Annotated in this window: 23 protein-coding genes; 14 read left to right on the forward strand and 9 right to left on the reverse strand. The window is 40.6% G+C overall.

The features are described from left to right. Window positions 1-15 precede the first annotated feature (15 nt). The 3 genes from AACU25_RS04295 (at window position 16) to AACU25_RS04305 (ending at window position 2,298) form a co-directional block, all read left to right on the forward strand. Window positions 16-573: a hypothetical protein gene (locus AACU25_RS04295; protein ID WP_096574063.1), complete on the forward strand. Its 558-nt coding sequence runs from the start codon at window positions 16-18 to the stop codon at window positions 571-573. A gap of 201 nt (window positions 574-774) precedes the next feature. Further along, window positions 775-1,950: a zinc-dependent alcohol dehydrogenase gene (locus tag AACU25_RS04300; RefSeq protein ID WP_096574064.1), complete on the forward strand. Its 1,176-nt coding sequence runs from the start codon at window positions 775-777 to the stop codon at window positions 1,948-1,950. A gap of 6 nt (window positions 1,951-1,956) precedes the next feature. Continuing rightward, on the forward strand, window positions 1,957-2,298 hold the full coding sequence (locus AACU25_RS04305; protein ID WP_096574065.1) for a cupin domain-containing protein: 342 nt from the start codon (window positions 1,957-1,959) through the stop codon (window positions 2,296-2,298). Window positions 2,299-3,161: 863 nt separating this feature from the next. Here the strand turns inward: AACU25_RS04305 and AACU25_RS04310 are convergent. Next, window positions 3,162-3,419: a hypothetical protein gene (locus tag AACU25_RS04310; RefSeq protein ID WP_096574066.1), complete on the reverse strand. Its 258-nt coding sequence runs from the start codon at window positions 3,417-3,419 to the stop codon at window positions 3,162-3,164. 83 nt (window positions 3,420-3,502) lie between these two features. Continuing rightward, the gene (locus AACU25_RS04315; RefSeq protein ID WP_190445736.1) at window positions 3,503-3,652 is read right to left on the reverse strand and encodes a hypothetical protein; all 150 of its coding nucleotides are present in this window, start codon (window positions 3,650-3,652) and stop codon (window positions 3,503-3,505) included. A gap of 1,219 nt (window positions 3,653-4,871) precedes the next feature. Here AACU25_RS04315 and AACU25_RS04320 point away from each other — a divergent pair. From AACU25_RS04320 to AACU25_RS04330, 3 genes are all read left to right on the forward strand, one after another. Then, window positions 4,872-6,290, forward strand: coding sequence for an HlyD family efflux transporter periplasmic adaptor subunit (locus AACU25_RS04320; protein ID WP_096574067.1), 1,419 nt, complete (start codon window positions 4,872-4,874; stop codon window positions 6,288-6,290). 238 nt (window positions 6,291-6,528) lie between these two features. After that, window positions 6,529-7,683 (forward strand): ABC transporter permease DevC, encoded by a 1,155-nt coding sequence (gene devC / locus AACU25_RS04325; RefSeq protein ID WP_096583475.1) that lies wholly within the window; start codon window positions 6,529-6,531, stop codon window positions 7,681-7,683. 165 nt (window positions 7,684-7,848) lie between these two features. Beyond that, window positions 7,849-8,583 (forward strand): ATP-binding cassette domain-containing protein, encoded by a 735-nt coding sequence (locus tag AACU25_RS04330; RefSeq protein WP_096583477.1) that lies wholly within the window; start codon window positions 7,849-7,851, stop codon window positions 8,581-8,583. Window positions 8,584-8,610: 27 nt separating this feature from the next. Here AACU25_RS04330 and AACU25_RS04335 read toward each other — a convergent pair whose 3' ends face one another. Beyond that, window positions 8,611-9,444, reverse strand: a complete 834-nt coding sequence (locus tag AACU25_RS04335; RefSeq protein WP_190445737.1) for a hypothetical protein — start codon at window positions 9,442-9,444, stop codon at window positions 8,611-8,613. Between the two features lie 104 nt (window positions 9,445-9,548). Between AACU25_RS04335 and AACU25_RS04340 the strand changes: the two genes are divergently transcribed. The 5 genes from AACU25_RS04340 to AACU25_RS04360 all read left to right on the forward strand — a co-directional run bounded on the left by AACU25_RS04340 (window position 9,549) and on the right by AACU25_RS04360 (window position 12,912). Beyond that, window positions 9,549-10,382 (forward strand): HAD-IIB family hydrolase, encoded by an 834-nt coding sequence (locus AACU25_RS04340; protein WP_096574068.1) that lies wholly within the window; start codon window positions 9,549-9,551, stop codon window positions 10,380-10,382. A gap of 153 nt (window positions 10,383-10,535) precedes the next feature. After that, window positions 10,536-12,164 (forward strand): HEAT repeat domain-containing protein, encoded by a 1,629-nt coding sequence (locus AACU25_RS04345; RefSeq protein ID WP_096574069.1) that lies wholly within the window; start codon window positions 10,536-10,538, stop codon window positions 12,162-12,164. Next, window positions 12,164-12,412, forward strand: coding sequence for a hypothetical protein (locus AACU25_RS04350; protein WP_096574070.1), 249 nt, complete (start codon window positions 12,164-12,166; stop codon window positions 12,410-12,412). Before AACU25_RS04345 ends, AACU25_RS04350 begins: the two co-directional genes overlap by 1 nt. A 3-nt stretch (window positions 12,413-12,415) precedes the next feature. Beyond that, window positions 12,416-12,745 carry a hypothetical protein gene (locus tag AACU25_RS04355; protein WP_096574071.1) on the forward strand — a complete coding sequence of 110 codons (330 nt, stop codon included), beginning with the start codon at window positions 12,416-12,418 and terminating at the stop codon, window positions 12,743-12,745. 26 nt (window positions 12,746-12,771) lie between these two features. Continuing rightward, complete coding sequence (locus AACU25_RS04360) at window positions 12,772-12,912, forward strand: hypothetical protein (RefSeq protein WP_190445738.1); 141 nt, start codon at window positions 12,772-12,774, stop codon at window positions 12,910-12,912. Between the two features lie 173 nt (window positions 12,913-13,085). Here AACU25_RS04360 and AACU25_RS04365 read toward each other — a convergent pair whose 3' ends face one another. Continuing rightward, window positions 13,086-13,889, reverse strand: coding sequence for a type 1 glutamine amidotransferase (locus AACU25_RS04365; RefSeq protein WP_096574072.1), 804 nt, complete (start codon window positions 13,887-13,889; stop codon window positions 13,086-13,088). A gap of 97 nt (window positions 13,890-13,986) precedes the next feature. Continuing rightward, window positions 13,987-15,327 (reverse strand): Mur ligase family protein, encoded by a 1,341-nt coding sequence (locus tag AACU25_RS04370; protein WP_096574073.1) that lies wholly within the window; start codon window positions 15,325-15,327, stop codon window positions 13,987-13,989. Between the two features lie 307 nt (window positions 15,328-15,634). Between AACU25_RS04370 and AACU25_RS04375 the strand changes: the two genes are divergently transcribed. The 3 genes from AACU25_RS04375 (at window position 15,635) to AACU25_RS04385 (ending at window position 17,311) form a co-directional block, all read left to right on the forward strand. After that, the gene (locus tag AACU25_RS04375) at window positions 15,635-16,219 is read left to right on the forward strand and encodes a thylakoid membrane photosystem I accumulation factor (protein ID WP_096574074.1); all 585 of its coding nucleotides are present in this window, start codon (window positions 15,635-15,637) and stop codon (window positions 16,217-16,219) included. 249 nt (window positions 16,220-16,468) lie between these two features. Then, window positions 16,469-17,077, forward strand: a complete 609-nt coding sequence (locus AACU25_RS04380; protein ID WP_096574075.1) for a hypothetical protein — start codon at window positions 16,469-16,471, stop codon at window positions 17,075-17,077. A gap of 12 nt (window positions 17,078-17,089) precedes the next feature. Then, window positions 17,090-17,311 carry a type II toxin-antitoxin system HicB family antitoxin gene (locus AACU25_RS04385; protein ID WP_096574076.1) on the forward strand — a complete coding sequence of 74 codons (222 nt, stop codon included), beginning with the start codon at window positions 17,090-17,092 and terminating at the stop codon, window positions 17,309-17,311. An 87-nt stretch (window positions 17,312-17,398) separates the two neighbouring features. Here AACU25_RS04385 and AACU25_RS04390 read toward each other — a convergent pair whose 3' ends face one another. From AACU25_RS04390 to AACU25_RS04405, 4 genes are all read right to left on the reverse strand, one after another. Then, a complete protein-coding gene (locus tag AACU25_RS04390; protein WP_096574077.1) occupies window positions 17,399-18,850 on the reverse strand; it encodes a DUF3370 domain-containing protein in 1,452 nt (483 codons plus the stop codon). 206 nt (window positions 18,851-19,056) lie between these two features. Next, window positions 19,057-20,178, reverse strand: coding sequence for a geranylgeranyl reductase family protein (locus AACU25_RS04395; protein WP_096574078.1), 1,122 nt, complete (start codon window positions 20,176-20,178; stop codon window positions 19,057-19,059). 456 nt (window positions 20,179-20,634) lie between these two features. Further along, the gene (locus AACU25_RS04400; RefSeq protein ID WP_339382002.1) at window positions 20,635-20,856 is read right to left on the reverse strand and encodes a hypothetical protein; all 222 of its coding nucleotides are present in this window, start codon (window positions 20,854-20,856) and stop codon (window positions 20,635-20,637) included. Window positions 20,857-21,374: 518 nt separating this feature from the next. Then, window positions 21,375-22,658 (reverse strand): aspartate aminotransferase family protein, encoded by a 1,284-nt coding sequence (locus tag AACU25_RS04405; RefSeq protein WP_096574080.1) that lies wholly within the window; start codon window positions 22,656-22,658, stop codon window positions 21,375-21,377. Window positions 22,659-22,727 lie beyond the last annotated feature (69 nt).

The following is a 22,727-nucleotide window of genomic DNA, read 5'->3' on the forward strand; positions in this document are numbered from 1 at the left end:
CAACAGAGGATGTCTATGACACGTGTATTTGCTTGGGTACAAAATGTACTAGTCCGCCGGATTGCGATGGTTTTCTTATTAGGTTTGGCGTTTTTGGGAATGCAGTTTTTCGGCTACAGTAATGGAATGCAAGCACAAGCTGATACTGTCAAAACACCAGAGGGAATCTATTATAAAGGCACACCCGATAACATTGGTAGCGGTAGCAGTGGCGGTAACTTGATAGATAAAGCTGTAGATAGCCTCAAATCCAACTCTGGCGATAATATCAGACGGAACTTCAATGACGATCGCAGTTCTTATGATAGCCGCGGATACTATGGCAATACTTCTAGCAATAGTTCCAATCGAGGCAACATTGGTGAGACAGTAAAAACACCAGAAGGTACCTACTACAAAGGCACTCCTGACAATAACCTCATTGAAAATAGCCAAAATAAACTAGGTAAAGCTGCTAATAGTATCCGCGAAAAGCTCAACCTAGATGAAGATACTCCTCAAGCTACAAAAGACTTTGTTGGTTCCATCAAAAACAAAGTTGGAGAAGTAATCAATTCCGGTTCTAGAGACTAAATTATCTCTCTTAAATTTTAGGTATTGCCCACCATAACACTCAGCTACATAGGATTTAGATTGTATTGTTAGGTCGGGCAACATACCCACAAAACAAGAGATTGTCAGCAATTGTAGAGACGCGATTAATCGCGTCTCCAAGATTAATCATGTCTCCAATTCTGACAAAGCACAAAGTTTAAAAGCTAAGGATTAATAATTATGAAAGCAGTTTGCTGGCATGGAGCAAACGACGTGCGGGTGGATACAGTTCCCGACCCTACACTGATTAACCCCCGTGATGCCATTATCAAAATTACCTCCACGGCAATCTGTGGGTCGGATTTGCATCTTTACAACGGCTATATTCCCACAATGCAAAAGGGCGATATCCTTGGGCATGAATTTATGGGGGAAGTCGTTGAACTGGGGAGTCGTGTGACTCATGTGAAAGTAGGCGATCGCGTAATTGTTCCTTTCACTATTTCCTGTGGTTCTTGCTTCTTCTGTCAGCGCGATTTATGGTCTCTGTGCGATAACTCTAACCCTAATGCTTGGTTAGCAGAAAAGCAGATGGGCTATTCCCCATCAGGTCTATTTGGCTACTCTCATTTGTTAGGCGGTTACGCTGGTGGGCAAGCAGAGTATGCCAGAGTGCCGTTTGCGGATGTTGGCTTATTCAAAATTCCTGATGGTTTAACGGATGAGCAAGTACTATTTTTAACTGACATTTTCCCTACAGGTTACATGGCAGCAGAGAACTGCAACATCAAACCAGGTGATGTTGTTGCTGTGTGGGGTTGTGGCCCAGTTGGGCAATTCGCCATCAGAAGCGCATTCATGTTGGGTGCAGAAAGAGTCATCGCCATTGACCGCATCCCCGAACGCCTCCAAATGGCTAAAGACTATGGCAAAGCCGAGATTTTAAATTACGAAGAAATAGATGTAGGCGACGCACTCAAAGAAATGACTGGTGGTCGCGGGCCTGACGCTTGTATTGATGCTGTGGGTATGGAAGCACATGGTACAGACGCAATGGCGGTATATGACAAAGTTAAGCAAGCAGTACGTCTAGAAACAGACCGTCCCACAGCCTTAAGGCAAGCAATTGTCGCTTGTGGTAAAGGCGGACACCTATCTATACCCGGAGTCTACGGCGGGTTTTTAGACAAAATACCTATGGGTGCTGCCATGAACAAGGGTTTGACTTTCAAAATGGGACAAACTCACGTTCATAGATATGTGAAACCTTTGCTAGAACATATCCAAAAAGGTGATATCGATCCGTCGTTTATCATTACCCACCGCCTACCTCTAGAACAAGCACCCCACGCCTACGAAATTTTCAAACACAAAAAAGATAACTGCATCAAAGTTGTACTCAAACCAGGAAATTGATGGATTATGAGTGACACCAGCGTTAAGAAAGTAGACTCTACTAATTCCCCTAGAGGCAAACTCGGCCAAAAATATCTTGCATCTGGCAAGGCTGTGGCTATGCGGATTTGGGAAAACGAACAACCCAGCGAAGAAAAACCGCCAACTTCCCGCGAATATGAAACAGTTGGTTATGTAATTAACGGTCGTGCCGAGTTACATATTGAAGGGCAAACAATTCTATTAGAACCAGGGAATTCTTGGGTAGTTCCTAAAGGATCAAGCCATACTTACAAAATTTTAGAACCATTTACTGCAGTGGAAGCGACTAGTCCGCCTGCTCAAGTTCACGGACGGGATGAGAATTAGGGATTGGGGATTGGGGATTGGGGAAGAAGGAGAAATAATTATTACCCTTTGTACAGACGCGATTAATCGCGTCTCTCCAACTCTTGACTCAGCACTGTACTCTACTTACTTTCATAAAAATTTAACCTCAGATCAACACAGATGCTCACCGATGAATTCACTGATTTATCGGTGTTTCTTTGTAGTTGCTTTTACTTTTGCTTTGTTCAGTCATTGATAAATAGACCTCTAACTTGGCTTTGGAAGCAGAATAAAACCTTCAAAATGTCCCCCTATTTGTAGAGAGTTGGGGAACTAACTTTTTATGAGAATTAATATTGCGATCGCCTAAAATCTGCTGACAATATTCTGTTCAAATTACATACTTAAAACAACAACACCCAAGCTCTTACTAACTTAGTTATTTCCTCTCCTTTCTCAGAAATATTCAGGGTTGTACCGATTTAACTCACGCTCACCGTGATATTCTAAAAATCAGTTACATAGCCCTCTTTTAGACTAATTTGAGGAAATGTAAGCGTTCGATTTGGGTGTTGTTGTCCGTTGACGAGACAGATATTTGAACAGTGGTTTTACCTCTTTACTTTGTTTAACTGTTGGATCTGCCAGGGAAGCTTCTTTCGCTTCAATTAATAAGTTATCACTCTTAGCTTAAGGAAATTACTATTGCAACTAATGTTTACTTGTATAGAAGTTTTTACTTGCATTATGTAAAGTAATTTGAATTAGAAGCCAGCCTTTCTTGAGGGATTATATAACTCCAAAATTTTGGAAAAATTGAGCAATTTTAGTAAATTTGAATGAATTCAAATCTTAGAGAACAACTCACCGTAATAAATGCCTTGCCCAGGCTCAAGCCCTGACTACTTAGCGGTAAACTCGCTAATATGCAGCACCACTTCGCCATGATCTGGAATCCACGCTAACCACTCATGTTTAGAAACCGCACACAATAACAGTGCTTCGTCAAAGCTATATGGATTAGGAAGTTGTAACAGCTTCACCCAGCGAGATGCACAAACCTGTTGTGATTGCTCTGGTGTATAAGGTTTACTGATACAATTCAAATTCTGCCTTTTAAATGGCACTGCAAAACTCGGTCTATCAAAATCTAGTTTCATGGCTAATGGGTTAGTGGCAAATTAATTCTGTATCTAACAATACAAAATTGATATTACTTTTGAAAAGTAAACTTCTTATAACTTTACGTTGTACTAATGTAAGTTTGTGCTGCTGTTGCAAATGCTAGAGGAGTTTGAGACATCGATTTTACGTAAGCGATCGCATCTCCTCCCCTTCCATCACAAATGCAACTATCCCTACTTTTCCCAATGCCCAATGCCCAATTACTCATCTGTAGGTTCTGTTACGTTTTCCCCCAACTGATAAAGGTAGAATTCATTTAACCAAAGTTTGATGGAGTAAAAACAGCAGCAGAGAGAACAGCTAAGTTTTGGGAGTAGACATCAAAAGAAAGTTGTTTTTTTTGGTAAATATAGCAACAAAATCTGCTCAATAGTTAACTAGAAACATTAAGGAAAATGTGATGTTAGGAACACCCTATTTTGATATAGCAGTTATGATTCATAATTGAAATCTACTGCAAAGTTAATCAACTAGCTGGATAAGTTCAGATCACATAAATCTCAATTATTCATAAAAGGTAGGGTAATTTACTGGTTGAGTTCAATTAATAATATCGAGCAGCATCATGCCAGTAATTCTGTCTTAGCTTGAGTGAATTTCTACTTTATAACCATCACACTTCACCGCATCCACTTAAATTGCGGCAAGCAAGTCGCTCCTTCAAAATTCAAATTTCGACAACATTTTATTCCAGGCTTTTGCGCTCTTTAGTCAAGGCAAAGCTATCATTTATCAGTAAATAGAATAAATTACTGGAAGAAAAGCTGGCTGCCTACTAAAAACCCGCTTTAATTAGTTGTCTACCTCATTAATTATGTTGGTTGTTTTTTCAATTAAGGAATCGCTTCCTCAAGAAAAATTTTAACCAGCATAATTCATCTGACAAAATATCGTTCTTTATCGCCTTGTTTTTGATGATTTTGTATTCAGTACTGACCTAAGTACTATTTATCAAGTTATTCAATCATCAAAACTAACGTCATAAAGTACCAATTTAATGGCGCTTAATACCAATTCCCAAAAATTCGGCATCAAATACAGCAGATTGCAATTTGGTGAGGTACAGATAATTGTCAGGGCACAGCAGTGCCCATTGGTGTCAACTTAAGGTGAAACCCGCTTGGAGAAAAGGTTCTGCCCTCACCCCCAGCCCCTCTCCCACCAGGAGGGGAGCAAGAGATTTAATTCCCCTTCTCCAGGGGGAGAAGGGGCGAGGGGATGAGGGCGAGGGTTTTTGTACAACACGCGCCGTATATAGCTTTTAGCTTAAGTTGACACATATGAGCAGTGCCGTGCCCCGAAGCGCGAACCTCATTTACTTGAAATACGCTGTAAATAAAATTTGATGTTCTTAATTACGAATTACGAATTGGTATAACTCGCTTTTCACTTCTATCAGCAAAATTCAGATAAACGGGCAATATATCATGTCAAGGGTGACTGAGAAGCCAAAGTCAAGGGAACAGCCGCTCGATCAACCTAAGGTTTTATGGAGCATAGCTGTGGCCCTACCGATAGTAATCGCTGCTGGTGTACTAGGTACAGCTAAAGTTGAACAGTTGAGAAAGTTAGCTTCATCTGTACCCATTAGACCGATGGCGAATACTGTTACTGCTGTCGGTCATATTGAACCACGCGGAGATGTAATTAAGCTATCTGCGCCAATGGGGGGAATGCAGGCTTCGTCGCGAGTCCAAAAACTGCTCATTAAAGAAGGCGACAAAGTAAAACAAGGTCAAGTATTAGCAGTTTTGGATAATCACGATACCCAATTAGCTGCATTAGAAGAAGCAAAAGCAAAATTGCAAGAATCCCGTGCTAATTTAGCGCAAGTTAGAGCAGGTTCACCTAGAGATATTCAAGCCCAAAATTCTGTAATTGCTCGTTTAGAAGCTCAGTTACGTGGGGAAAGAGATGCACAGCAAGCAACGATCGCGCGCATTGCAGCTCAGTTAAGTGGCGAAAAAATCGCCCAACAAGCAATGGTTAACCGCCTAGAAGCTGAACTCAGCGGACAAAAAGATACTTTAAGAGCCACCCTCACACGTATTAAAGCTGAACAGCAGAATGCTCAAGTTGATGCTCAACGTTATGAGATGTTGTATAGAGAAGGTGCAATTTCCCAGCAAGAGCGAGATAGAAGACGCTTGAGCGCGGTTACTAGCAATCAGCAGGTGGTGGAAAGCCAAGCAAGTCTCAAACAAGCGATCGCCACAATCAAACAACAGATTGCAGAAGCGAGAGCGAATCAAGTCAAAACTTTATCGACTTTACAACAGCAGCTTGTAGAAGCGAAAGTTAACCGCGATAAAACTGTAGCTACTTTGCAAAGACAAATCGACGAAGAACGAGCCAAATTCAAGCGATTGCTAGAGGTGAGTCCTACTGATGTGCAAATGGCGCAGGCTCAAGTGAGTAATGCGATCGCAATGGTGAGAAAAGCTGAAGCAGAACTGAAATTGAGCTATGTGAGAGCGCCTATTGATGGTGAAATTTTAAAAGTTCACACCAAATCAGGAGAAGCCATCACCCAAATGGGAATTGCGGAAATTGGACAAACCGATCAAATGTTTGTCATTGCTGAAGTAGCAGAAGACAGTATTGGTAGAGTGCGTCTTGGACAAACTGCAACTATATCTAGTGATAATGGAGCCTTTGCTGGCGAACTTAAGGGAACTGTGACGGAAATTGGCAGAAAAATCGGTAAGAAAGATGTCTTGAATACAGATCCAGCCGCCGATGTAGATGCCAGAGTTATAGAAGTGAAAATTGCGATCGCGCCAGAAGATAGTACCAAAGTTGCAGGTTTAACCTACGCTAAGGTTGTTGTAGAAATTAATAATTAAATAGTTTTCATGGTCAAGGGTTGCTGTTAGTTATTAGCTGATTTAGCTAATCATAATGTGCTGGATTGCCCATATTTTTTGAGTTAAATCTTATCTCATCTGATTACTCTATGGTAGTTATTCAATACCATATCCTGAGTTTGCTGGAAAAGGCTTAGGTCTATTTCCTAATTGAAAAATTCATCTTATATGGCTAATGATTGCTGAAAAAATTGCTAACTTCTTATCTACCTATTTAATGAATAAAAAAATTCCTTTATCATGGCTACAATTGACGCGGGAAAAAACCCGTTTGGCTGTAGCTTTGGCAGGAATTGGATTTGCCGATATTTTAATGTTTATGCAACTTGGTTTCCGAGATGCTTTGTACTATAGTAACGTCCGTTTACATAGCAGCTTGGAAGGCGACATTGTTTTAATTAATAGTCAGTCTAATGCTATCTTGTCGATGAGGAGTTTTTCTCAACGACGTTTATATAAAGCTTTAGATTTACCAGCAGTTCAATCAGTACATCCTATCTATTTAGATTACACAGCCTGGAGAAATCCGGAGACAGGTCGCCCTCGGAGTATTTTGATATTTGGTTTTAACCCGGAAGTTAATATTTTTAACTTACCGGGAATGGTAGAAAATTTAGATAAACTTAAACTCCCTGATGTAGTTTTATATGACCGTTCTTCTCGGGTAGAGTATGGGCCAATTGCTGCTGATTTTGAGCAAGGTAAAAATGTCACAGCAGAAGTGAGAAGACGACGGATTAAAGTAGTAGGTCTATTTACTTTAGGCGCATCTTTCGGTGCTGATGGTAATTTAATTACTAGCGATGTTAACTTTTTGCGAATATTTAATAATCGCCAGCGCGGTTTAATTGATATTGGGGTAATCAAGCTCAAGCCTGGTGCAGATGCGAATGTAGTTACTCAAGAATTAAGAAACTATTTACCTCAAGATGTTAATGTTTTAACCAAGCAACAATTTATCGATTTTGAGCGTAATTACTGGGCAAGTAGTACTGCGATTGGTTTTATTTTTACTTTAGGGACAATTATGGGCTTTATTGTGGGCACTGTAATTGTTTACCAAATTCTATATACTGAAGTTGCCGATCACTTGGCGGAATATGCGACATTAAAGGCAATAGGTTATACCCAAAACTATTTATTAACAGTCATTCTGCAAGAAGCTTTTTTATTAGCAGTTATTGGCTTTATACCTGGATTTACCTTTGCATTATTTATGTATTCTACGGCTAGAAACGCTACATTACTACCAGTTTTCATGAGCCTTGAGCGTGCTATTTTAGTACTATTTTTAACAATAGTAATGTGCTTCTTTTCGGGTGCGATCGCAGTGCGTAAGTTACGTTCAGCCGACCCTGCTGATATCTTTTAATCAATTAAATATTGGCTGTATAAATTTAGAAGTTTTTCAATACTAAAATCATTATAAATGCTCAATACTTATCAAAAATACTATTTTATAATCGATGATTAATAACTTATTTTGTTACTTACAGTTACCTTCGTAAACTCTTAACATCCAGCTACCCACATTATGATGCGACAAGAACCTGTAATTGCTATTAAAAATCTCAATCATTACTATGGTAGAGGCGCACTGAAAAGACAGATTTTATTTGATATTAATCTAGAAATTTATGCTGGTGAAATTGTGATTATGACCGGGCCATCAGGTTCAGGTAAAACTACATTACTGAGTTTGATTGGTGGGCTACGTTCTGTACAAGAAGGTAGCTTAAAATTTCTCAGTGAAGAATTATTAGGTGCCAGTCAAAATCAGTTAGTCCAAGTCCGCCGGAAAATAGGTTATATTTTCCAAGCTCATAATTTGCTAGGATTTTTAACCGCTAGACAAAATGTACAAATGGCGGTAGAGCTAAATGACGCAGTTGCCCAAAGCGAAGCAATTGCTAAATCAGAAGCAATGCTGACAGCAGTTGGGTTACAAGAGAGAATTAATTACTATCCAGACAATCTTTCTGGTGGTCAAAAACAAAGAATTGCGATCGCTCGCGCCTTGGTGAATCATCCTCCCCTCGTACTAGCAGACGAACCAACAGCAGCTTTAGACAAACAATCCGGACGGGATGTTGTAGAAATCATGCAACGCCTTGCCAAAGACCAAGGAACGTCTATTTTGTTGGTTACACATGACAACCGCATTTTAGATATAGCCGATCGCATTGTCGAAATGGAAGATGGGCTTTTGGCGCGCGATTCTCAAAGTGTAGTCAGCCATTACGATTCTGGCGTGAGAAATCAGAATTCATAAAGTGGAAAGAGCTGCACCCTACAATACTTAATGATTGTTAGCGTGACCTGATTGTTTAGCTACAGGCTGCTGCGGCACATTCTTACCAGGAGTAGCTTGACGGCTAGTACGGAAAGAGACATTGACACCATCATTTGATTGCTCTAGTACTAACAAAGGAGTAGGTTTAGCCTTCTGATCCCAATGCATATTAGCAATCCGTCCTTGAATTGTCGGTTGCCAAGTATCTTCATCATCTGTGGGGCTAAGGTAAGTTTCGATACAATCAATAATCTGGCTAATAGTGGCAGAAGTCGCTTGTGTTGGTAACTTCATTAAGCGAATTTGCACGCGAAATAGTACTCGCTTCGCCATGTTTGGTGGAGTACCAGTTTCATATTCAACATCAAAAGTTTCATCAACTTGCCGTCCGGTACTAGTGGCAATCCCTACAGATCCTTGTTGGGATTGATTGGGACGTAGAGCTTGAGAAATTTTTTCTTTAACTTGGATTTTAATTTGATTAACGATCGCAAAATGAAATACCTCTTCTGCCATCCGCATCCGCAGATAATCTAAGTTGAAATCGCGGGAGTTAACCAAATCGGGATTTGTTTCCATTTTGCGAATGGTTTCTAGCGCCAGCTTAAACTTTTTCTCTAGTTCTCGGGTGCGGAATTGTTCAAACCTGAGTTTTTTATCTAGTTGAGTCTTCAGGAATTTGCCATAGGCAACTAAAGCAATCACTGCTAACAACAGTCCTCCAGAAGTAAACATGAATATAGGAGCAGGAGGGCTTTGTGGGGTTTTTGATGGTACTTCTTGGGTTGTCTTTTTAGCTTTTCCCGCTGAAGTTTGGGCTGCAAAAATCAAATTGTACATGATTGGCAAACTGCTAAACTTAATTCCTGATGCTAGAGTGCCCAAATTTTGTATGCTAATTTGCGGTATTATTACTATTTTTTATTACTTTGACTAAATCGTATATGTACACACACCTTAGCCCTGATGATAAAGGTTTCATAAATCTCTTACCTTTGTTTGAAGCCAACTCAAGTTGTTGGCAGAAGATTCAACTGGTTGCTACAGATATGGATGGCACCTTGACCAAAAAAGGCAAATTTACCAGTAACCTTTTGCAAGCTTTAGAAAATTTAGCAGCAGCAAATATTAAAGTGCTAATTGTTACTGGGCGCTCTGCCGGATGGGTGAGTGGACTCAGTAGCTTAATGCCTGTAGCGGGTGCGATCGCAGAAAACGGCGGTTTATTCTATTCTTCAGGGAGCGATCGCCCAATCAGCTTAACACCTATTCCTGACTTAGCCAGCCATCGTCAAAATTTAGCTGCGGCTTTTGAGCAATTACAAAATCAGTTTCCACAAATCCGAGAATCTACTGATAATCGCTTTCGCATTACCGATTGGACTTTTGATGTCGCATCCTTAAATACCACAGAATTACAAACCCTGAGTCATTTATGTGAAGAAATGGGATGGGGATTTACTTACAGTAATGTTCAGTGTCATATTAAACCGCAAACTCAAGATAAAGCTGTAGGTTTGTTGCAAGTATTACAGAAAAATTGGCCGCAATATTCTTCAGATCAAATTGTGACAGTGGGCGATAGTCCTAATGATGAAAGCTTATTTGATCGGCGTTATTTTCCCATCTCTGTAGGTGTAGCGAATGTATTAGAATATGCCAACCAATTAAAGTATCAGCCTGCTTATGTAACTAGCACTGCGGAAGGGGAAGGATTTTGTGAGTTATCAAATTATCTTTTGCGCGGTGTAATGAATACAACCCCAATAAATTTATAGTTCACTTCATTTGAGTACTTTTCAGTACGCTCTTGGCTGAGTATGCGTAACAATTTATAACATTGGCTACTTAGTATCTTGCTTTATTTATAGTACAATAGTACCAAGTAACGCAAAAACCTATAATTGATAACTGTAGGTTCACGGAAAGTTATGTCTCAAGCAGATACTAGCTCAGAAATTTTATACCAACAAATACAGAGGCTTGGCGATCGCGAATTACAAGTTGAGTATTTAAACCAATTGCAATGGACAGAACCCATTGCACAGATATTACCCCTAGTAGATGATGAAACTGCGTTACGAGTGGTGAAGTTAGCTCTAGAAGTAGACTTATGTTTAGGAGCTAAACTCGCAGGAGCAGTGAAACCAGAGCTACAAAGCACTACAGTAGATTGGGTAATATCTACTGAGGTTTCTCCAGGATTCTTATTTGACTTAGTGGGTATAACTGGATCTGATGCAGCAATTCCGTTTCTAGTCAAAGTTGCGAACGAAGAAGAGCAAAATACATATTCTGCAATTTATGCATTAGGTGAAATTGGTACAGAAGCAGCAGTAAAAGCAGCAATACTAGCACTTACAGAAATTTACCACGACGCACAAAGGAACTCTTATCGAGAAAATAAGATATTGTCTGTCATTTACGCCTTAGAAAAAATTGGTACAGAAGCAGCAGTGGAAGTACTTATAGAAATAATGAACAATGAACAATGGAATGACTTTGACATATCAGAAACCTGCGTTGAAGCAGCACAAGCATTAGCAACTATCAATTCTGAGTCTGGAAGACAAGCGCTAATGCGTTGGTGTCTGAAATATTTCGATTGGACAGATTTTAGCGGTACTGCTGCTGACCTTCTGATTCCAATTGCTACCCCGGAGATTGTGCCAGAACTCCAGAAGTTGCTAGAAGAAAATGAAGATGATAATTATTATGGGGGTGAAGATGCAGCTAGGGTATTGGATGCTATTAATGCCAGAGCTAGCATTAATAAAGATGAGCCGCAATTAACTCCAACTAGCTCTCAACCAAACTTGGTAAACTTGGAACAACTTCTACACCATCAAGACGAATCAGTTCGTCTTAGCGCCGTGAAAGATTTGGGTGGAGTTGCTGCTGAAGCCGTAGTACCGTTGTTACAACAAGCTTTGAACGATGAATATGTTGGGGTACGTCGCTGTGCGGCTGAACAATTAGGGAATTTTACTTCAGAGTCAGCAGTAGCGGGACTAATACAGGCTTTGCAGGATGAAAATTCTGCAGTACGTTGGTCTGCTGCAGAAGGGTTGGCTAAAATTGCCACAGAATCAGCAACAACAGTACTAATTTCTGCATTAAATGATGAAAGTGCAGGAGTGCGATCGCTTGTTGCTCAGGCATTAGGTAAAATCCATACAGAAGCTGCATTGTTAGGTTTACAGCCAGCCTTGAGTGATGCAGATATTTGGGTACGTCTAAATGCGGCTCAGAGTATAGGCTCCGAAGAATCTGTAAAAATATTACGCCAGGCACTAAGCGATCGCAATCCCAAAATTCGTAGTAAAGCTGCTTTGGCTTTAGGAGAAGTTGGTGCTGTATCTGCAGTTCCAGAACTGATTGTGGCATTAACAGATGAAGACTCAACAGTGCGTGAAAATACAATCTCAGCTTTAGGTAAAATTGTCGCTCCAGAATCATTATCTGCACTATTACATAATTACTCAAAATTCGTAGGAACAATTCATTCTCTACAAAAAGCTCTTGGTTATTATCATCCCCGTTATTGTCCAGATAGCTAATGTCTCATCAAAGAATTGCTAAATTAACTCCTGAACAAGCAGCGTTAATTCCTGCATATAAACAAAAGTGGATAAATATTGCATTGACCACAACACCAATTGACCGCCAAAAAGCCAAAGAATCAGTCACAGAAGCTTACCTACTTCAAAGCTTACCTGAACCTGAAATTATCTTTTTTGATAGCCCTTATACAGCTTGGAATGAGCGATTGATCCAAATTATCAATCTGCCAAAGAAAGAAAGATGACAGATGATTCAGGAAATTCAATTGCTCACTACTAACTTGGAAACAGCTTTAATATATGAACTCCGATATCAATTAACTCCCCAAATTCAAGATGAATTGTTATTTTATTTGCATAAAGAGCTAGATATTGAGCCACTTTTAAGTAATGAATTAAACTTAATGTGGACTATGTTTGATAGTAAATCTAAGAAGAAAGTTGAAACAGCAAAACTATCTTTAGCCACAAGCGGTTTTTGTAATTTGTGGGCAAAAGCTGGTGCCTATTTAGATTTTTGTATTAATGTTTTAAATTGCGCCATTGACGGAAAAGATGGAGCATCTATCAAAATTTGATTGCAAACATTGGCAAATTATTTCCAATGAAAGAGCAGGTCGTGATATGCGAACGTCCCTGTAAGCTTTTATTAGACGATGAAAATCGCTTTTGTGTTACATCTGAGCCAGCAGTACAATTTATCGATGGCTACCAGATACATATTCCCGTGCAATGGCTTTGGTAATACCATTTTGTGGGTAGAGGGTTTAGTAATGCTTTGTCCTCTATATTTGGCACTGATGCGTCACGCTATCGCTAACGCATCCTACGCGAACTGATGGACTTTAGCGAGATTTAGATCCCCGACTTGTTCAAAAAGTCGGGGATATGGACAGCAAAGTTTGCTTAAGTAAGTGCTTAAACCTTAGCCGCAGCTGGTGTTGGTAAACTTACTTTCAATCGCTTAAACATGGCTTCCCGTGCTTGCATTGCCAAGGTATCATCTAAAGGTTCTAGGGTAATTGGCTGTTGATACTTCAACCGCAAAGCTGTTTGAATTAACCAATCTGCAACAAAGGGATTTTTGGGTAACAAGGGGCCGTGAGAATAGGTTGCGATCGCATTCTGGTAAAATGCTCCTTCTGTACCATCTTCACCGTTATTGCCTAAGCCGTACAAAACTTTTCCTAAGGCTTCAACTTTCCCCAGCTTGGTACGTCCACCGTGATTTTCAAAGCCAACTAAATAAGGTGTGCTACCTGTCATGGCTTTTAAATCTTGCGCTAGGCGAGAAGCTGTAACTTCAATCACTAAATTACCGATGCAGCGTTTAGTATTTTCACCAGGATGGACAGAAACTAAATCTAATATTCCTAAACCTTCAATGCGTTGTCCTAGTCCGGGTTCGTAATAATGTCCTAACAACTGCGGCGAACCACAAGTAAATACTCCCGGTGTGCCATTTTCGATTTTTTCACGCATCGCATCGGCTTTTGCACCTTGCAAATCGCGCATAACAATTTCCTGCTGGCGGTCTTGTGCGCCACCACCGACAATTAAATCAACAGATTTAATATCCTCTGCTGTCGCATTTTGATCCAAAGGTACAACCTTAACGCTGAATCCCCGCCATTGAGCGCGGCGTTCTATAGTAATTACATTACCGCGATCGCCATAGGTACTCATCAGCGTCGGATATAACCAACCAATTGTAATTTGCATAGTATTGGGGAAGGGGGAATGGGGAATGGGGAAGGGGGAGATAAATAACTTTTACCTCTTGTACAGACGCGATTCATCGCGTCTCTCCGTGACCAATTTATAAAATCTTGCGTCCTGTTAATACTTCACGCACATTCAACATTGCTGTGTATGTGGGTAAAATATGCAGGGTTTCGTTGTTGGGTGTACGCTCTAAGGCGGTGTTAATAGCCTGACGTAAATCTTCTTCCACAATTAGTTTAAAATTTTGGGCAGGATTGGGGTCACTGTAGCGCAGACGTAAGGCCATATCATAAGCGCGATCGCCACTCACTACTAAAGTCCCGCCACGCTGAACTAGTTTCTCTGTATCTACATCCCAAATCCAAGAGACATCTTCGCCATCTTGTACTCGGTCGTTTAATACTAGCAAAGTAGTTTTATCAGTACTTTCTGTAACTACGCGAATAGTTTCATTTGTCCCGACAGGATTTTTTGATAATAAAATTCTTACCTTTTTACCGTTAATTTCTAACTCTTCCGCACGACCGAAAGCTGCTTGGAAATTGGGAATTGTCTCGCGGATAGTGGCTGCATCAACTCCTAATTCTTGGGCAGCAGTGGCAGCAGCTAAGGTATTGTATTTGTTATATAAACCCACCAAAATTTGCGGCCATTCGCTACTATTCAGGCTCGGTTGACTTCTACTAAAACCACAATTAGAACAGCTATATTCCCCCATGTGGGACAAGTAAACGCCTTTGTAGTCTAAAGCCTTGCCGCATCTGGGACAATAAATCGAATCTACAGCATGGGGAATTGCTTCTAAATAATGTTCCGGTTCACTCAAACCGAAAAACGCCACTCGCTGCTGAGTTAATTGTTGACCGAGATAGCAAATTGTTGGGTCGTCGGCATTTGCCACTACGATAGTATCGGGTGATAAAGTTGCGATCGCTTTTCCCCAGCGCTTACTAATAGTATCTACTTCCCCGTACCTATCGAGTTGGTCGCGGAATAAGTTTAAACACAGAATTAGCTTTGGCTGAATTGGCGCTAAAACCCTAGGTAAAATATTTTCATCAACTTCTAAAATGGCATAGTCAACATCCAAGCTACCCAGGATGTTAGTGTTATCCATCAGCGCAGTCATCAACCCATTTTCCAAATTTGCGCCTGTAGAGTTATGAGCAACACGGTAGCCTTGGCGTTCTAAAATCTCCCGTAACAGCAGCGATGTGGTAGTTTTCCCATTCGTACCCGCAATCAGAATTGCGCCTTTTTTCACCTGCTGACTCAATAACTGCAACAGCTTAGGTTCAATTCGCCGAGCAATTGAACCTGGTAATACACTAGCAGCACCCAAGCGGAGCGATCGCACCATAAAGGTCACACCCTTTGCGACTGACACCGCCAAACCCAGTTTGAGCCTATCTATAAGTTGTATTTTGTTCGCCACAGTAGTTAATAGCTTAAGTTTTAAATTAATCTTGAGAGTTTAGCGAATCCTCGCACAAAAAGCCAGCCAAACCCTGAAGGGAATTCAAAATTCAAAATTCAAAATTCAAAATTCAAAAATTATTTATTTCTCCCCCATCTCCCTCATCTCCCTCATCTCCCTCATCTCCCTCATCCCCAATCCCCACTACTCCCCCGTCCCCATAGGCGTTATCTTAAAAATTAGTGCGTAGACGTAATCATCTATCCAGCGCTGTTGGCTGAATTCAGCACAAACTGACAAATTGTAGCTTTCAAGGTTTGTTTTGATGAATGGGATAAAGTCTCTGTTTTTACAAAAAATAGCCAATTGGCAACGATTGGTTTACAAAGCTTTGGTATTGCTTGTTTGCCTGTTCATTATCAATATCCAGCCAGCATTTGCTGGTATTAAAGATGACAATTTTGATGGCAATATTTTCGTGGTTTATGCTGGTAATGGTTCACTGGTTCCACCAAGACAAACACTAGCACAGACTTTAGAAGAGCATAAACCCGCTTTTTTAGCTTTTTATGTTGATGACAGCAAAGATTGTAAGGAATATGCCATTACAATCTCACGGGTACAGGAATTCTATGGTAAAGCCGCAGAGATTATCCCCATTAGTGTAGATACCATCCCTGCTCAAAAAACTTATGCACCTACGGAAGTAGGATATTACTACTCTGGTGCTGTTCCTCAAGTTGTGGTGTTAGATCAATCAGGCAAAGTAGTTTTAAATAAGCAGGGTCAAGTTCCCTTTGAGGAAATCGACGATCGCTTTCGTGAGGTGTTTGATTTACTACCACGCACCGAATCAGTGCAGTTAAAACGACGTTCTTTCAATGAGTTCAGTAGTGAGTTAAGTAAATAACTTTCAGGGTAGACCAAATTGGTCTGCCCTTAGTTTTTATCATGTCAAACAATTAAGACTGCTATATCTGATACTGCATTTCCTATAAGCTTAAATCATAATATTCTAATAATCTACTTTAGCCATTAATAAACTTAACCCATAATAAATCAGCAATATTCCATAACAAATGACAAATAACAAATAACGAATGACAAATGACAATTGACCAATGACAAATGGCAATTAACTAATTTAGAGTGTGTTCTGATGTCAAAGGTTTACACTACCGAAGAACTTATAAAAATTTTGGCAGATGAGCGTCAAGCTTGCCTGAAGGGTGAACGCTTGAAGTTAGAAGTCACGGTCTCTGGTAATCCTTTAATTGACCAATTTATCAGAAGCGATGGGCTACAAAAATTCACTGCCTATCAAGATTTTAAAGCTGCGATTCACGATTATCAAAGAGAAAATCATGTCTCAGGAATTATCTGGCATGAAGTGAATGTTAAAGGCAAAACCTTAAAATATCCTAAAATAGATCATGAGTTAATAGCTATCATAAGTGACTTGGCAATACTACATACTGCCAAAAATTCTATTTTAGAATTTTGGTATGAAGTCACAGCAGAGATGGACTTATATTTGAGTTTTAATAATAGCAAGCAATACCAGCAAATTAATAAATTAGATGTTGAAAGAATTGCTCAAATCACAGAATGGGCAAGTTTATGGAAATGGGAGAATTCCAACTTCCTAGAAATTATTTTGCAGTTGGGATGGGGTAAACCCGAAGAAGCTCAATATAAACGTGGTAGACCACATTCTGGTAGTGAATATATTCACGCAGTCAATCCCGGAAATCGCCCAATTGGTTAAATAACAAGAATAATGCGTTATACAGTTGTGATTGAAAAGGGAGAAACTAGCTACGGCGCTTATGTCCCCGATTTACCTGGTTGTGTAGCTGTGGGTGAAACCTTAGAAGAAGTTAAGCAAATGATTGCAGAAGCCATTGAATTTCATATTGAGGGAATGCTAGAAAAGGGTTTACCTGTTCCCCATCCTGCAAGCATTGCTCATGAGGTGGAAGTTTTAGAACCTCAAAGATAATAGACTAATCGTGAATTTAAGACTAATTGCTCAATTAACCAAGCACAAGGCGATCGCATTTTTGCATTGTACTTGGCTTTGTCGTATTTATTTCGCCAGCGTTTTCACACTCAATACCTGCGGTGGTGTTGAATCTGGCGGATAAATTAAATCTACCTGTACCATTTTTTTACTTCCAGGTGGTAGCGTCACCTGTAGTAATGGTTCTAAAACCTGTGCTGTTCTATGCCATAAATGTACATAACGCGTTTGTTTTTGCCCTTGGTCATCGGTATAGCGTAGCCGCACCGTACCCCGGAAGAAAGGAAAATCTAAGGATGGTTTGCGGAAGCGAAGATTTCCTTTAGCTAATTTATCTTCCTTTAATGGTGTTTCTAAAGTGATAGCAACTTTCTGATTTTGGTTAGTTGTATTGCTCAAAGGTAAACTGAGGTTATATTCCACACCATAATTACCGTGCGCTTCATAGGCGGTATCTGGATAGCGGACTAACATTTTTGCAGTTTGGTTTTGTTCGCTACCTAAACGTCCACCTTTAAGAGTGGCAATAGGATAAGAAATTGCTTTACCTGGTTGCGGAATTGTGAGAGTTTGGGCTTTGGGGTTATCTGTAAGAGATGCTTGCCATTGCGAACCCTGGGATATGCCAGCTACACGCCCATAAATCAGCGCACCACCTGTAGCATTTGGGGGAGTGGGGGTTTTATCTCGTGGCCCAGCAAAGTTACCATTATTAAGTAAAGCTTGCCATTCTGTGAGAGTAGGAGCGCGATCGCTTCCATCCGCGTTTTTCTTCGCAAACATTGCTAAACTAGCTGTATAGACTTTGCCACTACTACGCAACCGCATAAAGCTAGAGCGACCATTTACAGGCTTTTCCAGATTTTTCACCGGAATGGGATGATTCAGCAGCATTCGGCTTTCTCCTGGCGGAATTACCAGCTTCGCTGGAAAATCAGCTTGGCGAACTCCCCGCAATACATCACCAGCCGCGCGATTACCTGGCCCAGAAAAAGCTTTACCATCGTTATTGTCAATGTAAGGCCCCAACGTTAGAAACGGCGCATCCTGCATTAAATAACTCGCCGCTTGCAATACATCTACTGTTACAGCTTGCTTACCAGGATTATTCACAATTACACCCAGGTATAGCGTCTGTAAATTCTTAGGAGTGTGGGTATAGTGGTGAGCAAATAAATCAAAGCGTCCGGAAAAGGGAAAATTTAAATGGGCCGCCGCAAGTTTTTTCCCTTGTGGAGGAAATGTAGACAGCAAAATGCCTTCATTTTTAACCCATTCTGGGCTATTGCTATTAAATACAGGTATATTATCCAGCTTGCCAGGTAAAGCCCGGACTTCACCCTCTTGTACAATTTCTTGAGGTGCTGGCTTGAGAGAAGATTGGGCGACGACTGCGGAATTACGACTGTCAGTTTTTGAGTTTAAAGTTGCGTATGTCAAAGTTTGAGACAACGCAGTTCCTAATAAAAATAAGCATATAGGTGCAGTCAGTTGATATTGAGGCTTATTAGCTGGCATATATATTGATTTTTCAAGAAACCTGTAGTTTTCACGATGACCTCATGTAACTACAAGTTCCTGAAACAATATTTCTGATCATGGGCATGGGGCATTGGGCATTGGGCATGGTAATTGGTAATTGGTAATTGGTAATCGTATTTATCTCCTTTTCCCCTTGTCCCCAATCCCCAATCCCCAATCCCCAGTCCCCAGTCCCCAGTCCCCTATCCCCCAAACCCCGGAATCAACCGCTTCAGCGCCCGACTTGCAACATCGGCATAGCGCAATTCGCCGCAGAGAATTCTACCCATAGTTTGGGCACCAGTGGGGCTTTTAACGCCGACTTTGTAACCAATTTTGGGGAAACGATAAAATGCATTAGCTAATTTTTGTGCCCATGCCATTTCTGTACCCCATTGTTCGTTAATAGCATTGGTATATGCTTCTAAAGCATTGATATCGCCTGCAAGTGCCTCATTAATAGCGTTGGCTGCTAGCAATCCGCTAAAAATTGAAGGACGAATACCCTCTGCTGTCATGGGGTCAACTACACAAGCTGCTTCCCCAGCCAAAATAGCATTTTGAGTATGTAGCTTTTGATTACCATTCCACAAGCAAATAGGATGACCATATTGCTTGCAGATTTTGACATCTACATTAAAAGATTGAGAGTAATCATCCAAAATTTTCTTAAAATCTTGGGGTGCGCCACCAATAAAAGTACCAACGCCTAGAGAATAGCCATCAGCCTTGGGAAAGTTCCAAATATAGCCATTTTTGACCATCCCAAACTCGAAATGAGCCATTGATGTATTCTCAACATCGGCGGGAACTTCTGCCTCTAAAGCGCCTGCTAAGTGACGTTTGCGGTCTTTAAAACCCAGCCATTTTGCCATTGGCCCTTTAGCACCATCAGCCGCGATTAAGTAACGACCTGTAACTGGGCCGTTGGCGGTGTTTACCTGCCAAGCATCACCTTGAAACTCAATACCAGTTACCTCAGTTTTATCTTTGAGTTCTGCCCCTTGTTTCTGTGCTTGCTGAACTAAAAAATGGTCAAAAATATCTCGCCGTACCATCCAAATCGGTTCTTTATTAGGTATTTTCGCTTCTACAGGGTCTTCTAAGTTCCAGGTAAAGCGCAAAGAGTCTACCTTCACCGAAATTGCTGGGCTAAAATCAAAGTCAAACCATTGAGCAATTATTGGGGATACCCCACCACCACAAGGTTTGTATCTTGGCAAGGATTCTTTTTCTAAAATTAATACTGAGTGACCCCGCTTGGCTAAATGATATGCGGCTGTTCCACCAGATGGCCCGGCTCCAACGATGATACAATCGTACATAAGGCTAAATTTTATCTCCTCACTTTGTTGGCAAAAAAGTATATTTCTCTAATCTAGAGATAGACAGTGTCATAAGAACTGTAACTAATTTTAGAGTTTGTTGTTGAATATTTCTCAGCATTTTCTGATTGCATGTTTGCAGAAATGATTTACCATTCAAGCTGCAGTTGTGGCTCAGAAATACTTTTAAAATCCCTAGATATCAGACAATATCAACCCTAGCTATATGAGTCATATTTGCTTTGGCAAATTCACGCTAGTAGAGTGTGTTACGCTGAAGCTAATGCACCTTTATTAAGTGATATAAAATCAAATAATATTTGCGACACATCAATAATATTCTAGAGCGCAGGGCATTGCCAGTGCCCCTACAATCTGTCGCATTCTTTTTTCACATTGGTATAATATTTTGCCTAAATCAAATTCTTATATTGATCAGTTGTATCAATCCTGAAATTATTTTTCTAAAAAGTTTGTTACTTTGAAATTTGATGTCCCTTCCCAACAGTGATTTAAACAGGCGTTTACCCTAGCATTGGGTGTATCGGCTGATTCGTTGGAGGCATTAAACTGTACTGCAGTCACAATATATTCAAAAATAATGACACATTGTTTAGTTGGTGACATTCTCTCAACCACAATGGTTTCACCAATTCTAGGAATTTGTGGCAAATCCACAACAAACGTCTCCATCTTTGGCTTGTCTAGTGGATTCTTGAAACTAAAGTACTTACAGTAAACAAGAACTTTCACAAATCAACCCACGCATAATAATAGACAGGGACAATTCACAATATCAAGAATGAATACTACTAATACCAATTCAAAATTAAAAGTTAATAGACTTCGATATCATCTAAATTTTGGTTGTTGAATATGTTGGCATATTTTTACTAATTGGTATAAGTAACCTGATACGGCAAAGAGGATATAAATATATCATCAAAAATTTTCCTAGGAAACCGGGAAACAAGAAATATTTATGACTAAATCTCCTGAACAGGAACATTAAGAGTTATCTGATTAATTAGTTTTGATGCCTGATGTATTTGCAATATGCTGTAGCGATCGCACTTTTGTAATGTCTGCCATTAGTTCCAAGTAAAAAGTAGGATGGGCATTGCCCAGATATTTGCCTCGCAGCTAGATTGCCAGTAGTGCCCACCCTAGATTAATTGTGTTTGTTATACCATAACCTACGCGTTGACAGTCGCCAGAGCTTTGTCAACGGCTTGTAAGGCTGTGTTGACTTCGGCTTCTGTGACAATCAATGGTGGTACAAAACGGACGACTTTTGGCCCGGCTGGTACTAGCAATACACCTTCTGCGATCGCAGTTTTGACAATATCAGCTGCTGTTAGCGTGATATCTGCTTGCAATTCGAGTCCGTTAATTAAACCCCAGCCGCGAACGTCAGCAATGTGATTGGGATATTTAGCTGCGATCGCTTTTAAGCCATTTCGCAGTTGTTCTCCTCTATCTTGCACGTTCTGTAAAATATTTTCTTTTTCGATGGTTTGACAGACAGTTAGCGCCACACCGCAAGCAAAAGGATTACCTCCAAATGTGCTGGCGTGTTCCCCTGGTTGAAAAACATCGCAGAATTTTTTACTCATCATTGCGCCGATAGGGATACCGCCGCCCAGTCCTTTTGCACTGGTGAAAACATCCGGTTCCACACCGAGATGTTCGTAACCCCATAACTTCCCACTGCGTCCCATTCCCACTTGCACTTCATCGAAAATCAACAAAATGCCAGTTTCATCGCAAATCTGCCGTAGCTTTTTAAAGTAGGCAATATCGCCAGGACGAACACCACCTTCACCTTGCAACGGTTCTAAAAGAATCGCAGCTACACGGTAGTCACCTTCATCAAGTTCGCTAATCGCCGTCTCTACAGCGCCAATATCGTTGTATGGCACATAGTGGAAACCAGGAACCAAGGGATCAAAGTATTTTTGATACTTGGGTTGTCCAGTTGCGGTAATTGTCGCTAAAGTCCGCCCGTGGAAACTAGCATTAGCAGTTAAAATGATTGGTCTTTCAATTTCCAATACAGTATGGGCGTATTTTCGTGCTAATTTAATTGCTGCTTCGTTAGCTTCCGCACCAGAGTTACAGAAAAATACGCGATCAGCACAGGAATGTTGAATAATCCATTTTGCCAATTCACCTTGTTCGGGAATGTAATACAAATTAGAAACGTGATGCAGCTTTTGAATTTGCCGTGTAACCGCTTCTACCATTGCTGGATGGGCGTGTCCCAAAGTACAAGTAGCAATTCCAGCCACAAAATCCAAATATTCCCGCCCCTCAGTATCCCACACCTTACATCCTGCGCCCCGTTCTAGAGCGAGAGGAAATCGCCCATAGGTGGACATAACTGCTTCATTAAAGCTGTTGGGGTCAAACGGACTAGATGGTAAAGTATTTGACTGTGGGGGGATGGTGGCTGCGTCAACCAGAGTTTCTATGCTCACTACCGCTCCTTGTGAAAATCTGCGATCGTATAGTTATCTACTAGTGTCCTAGAAACCTTCCAAAATATC

This window comes from Tolypothrix tenuis PCC 7101, from assembly GCF_963874875.1.
GTDB lineage: Bacteria > Cyanobacteriota > Cyanobacteriia > Cyanobacteriales > Nostocaceae > Aulosira > Aulosira tenue.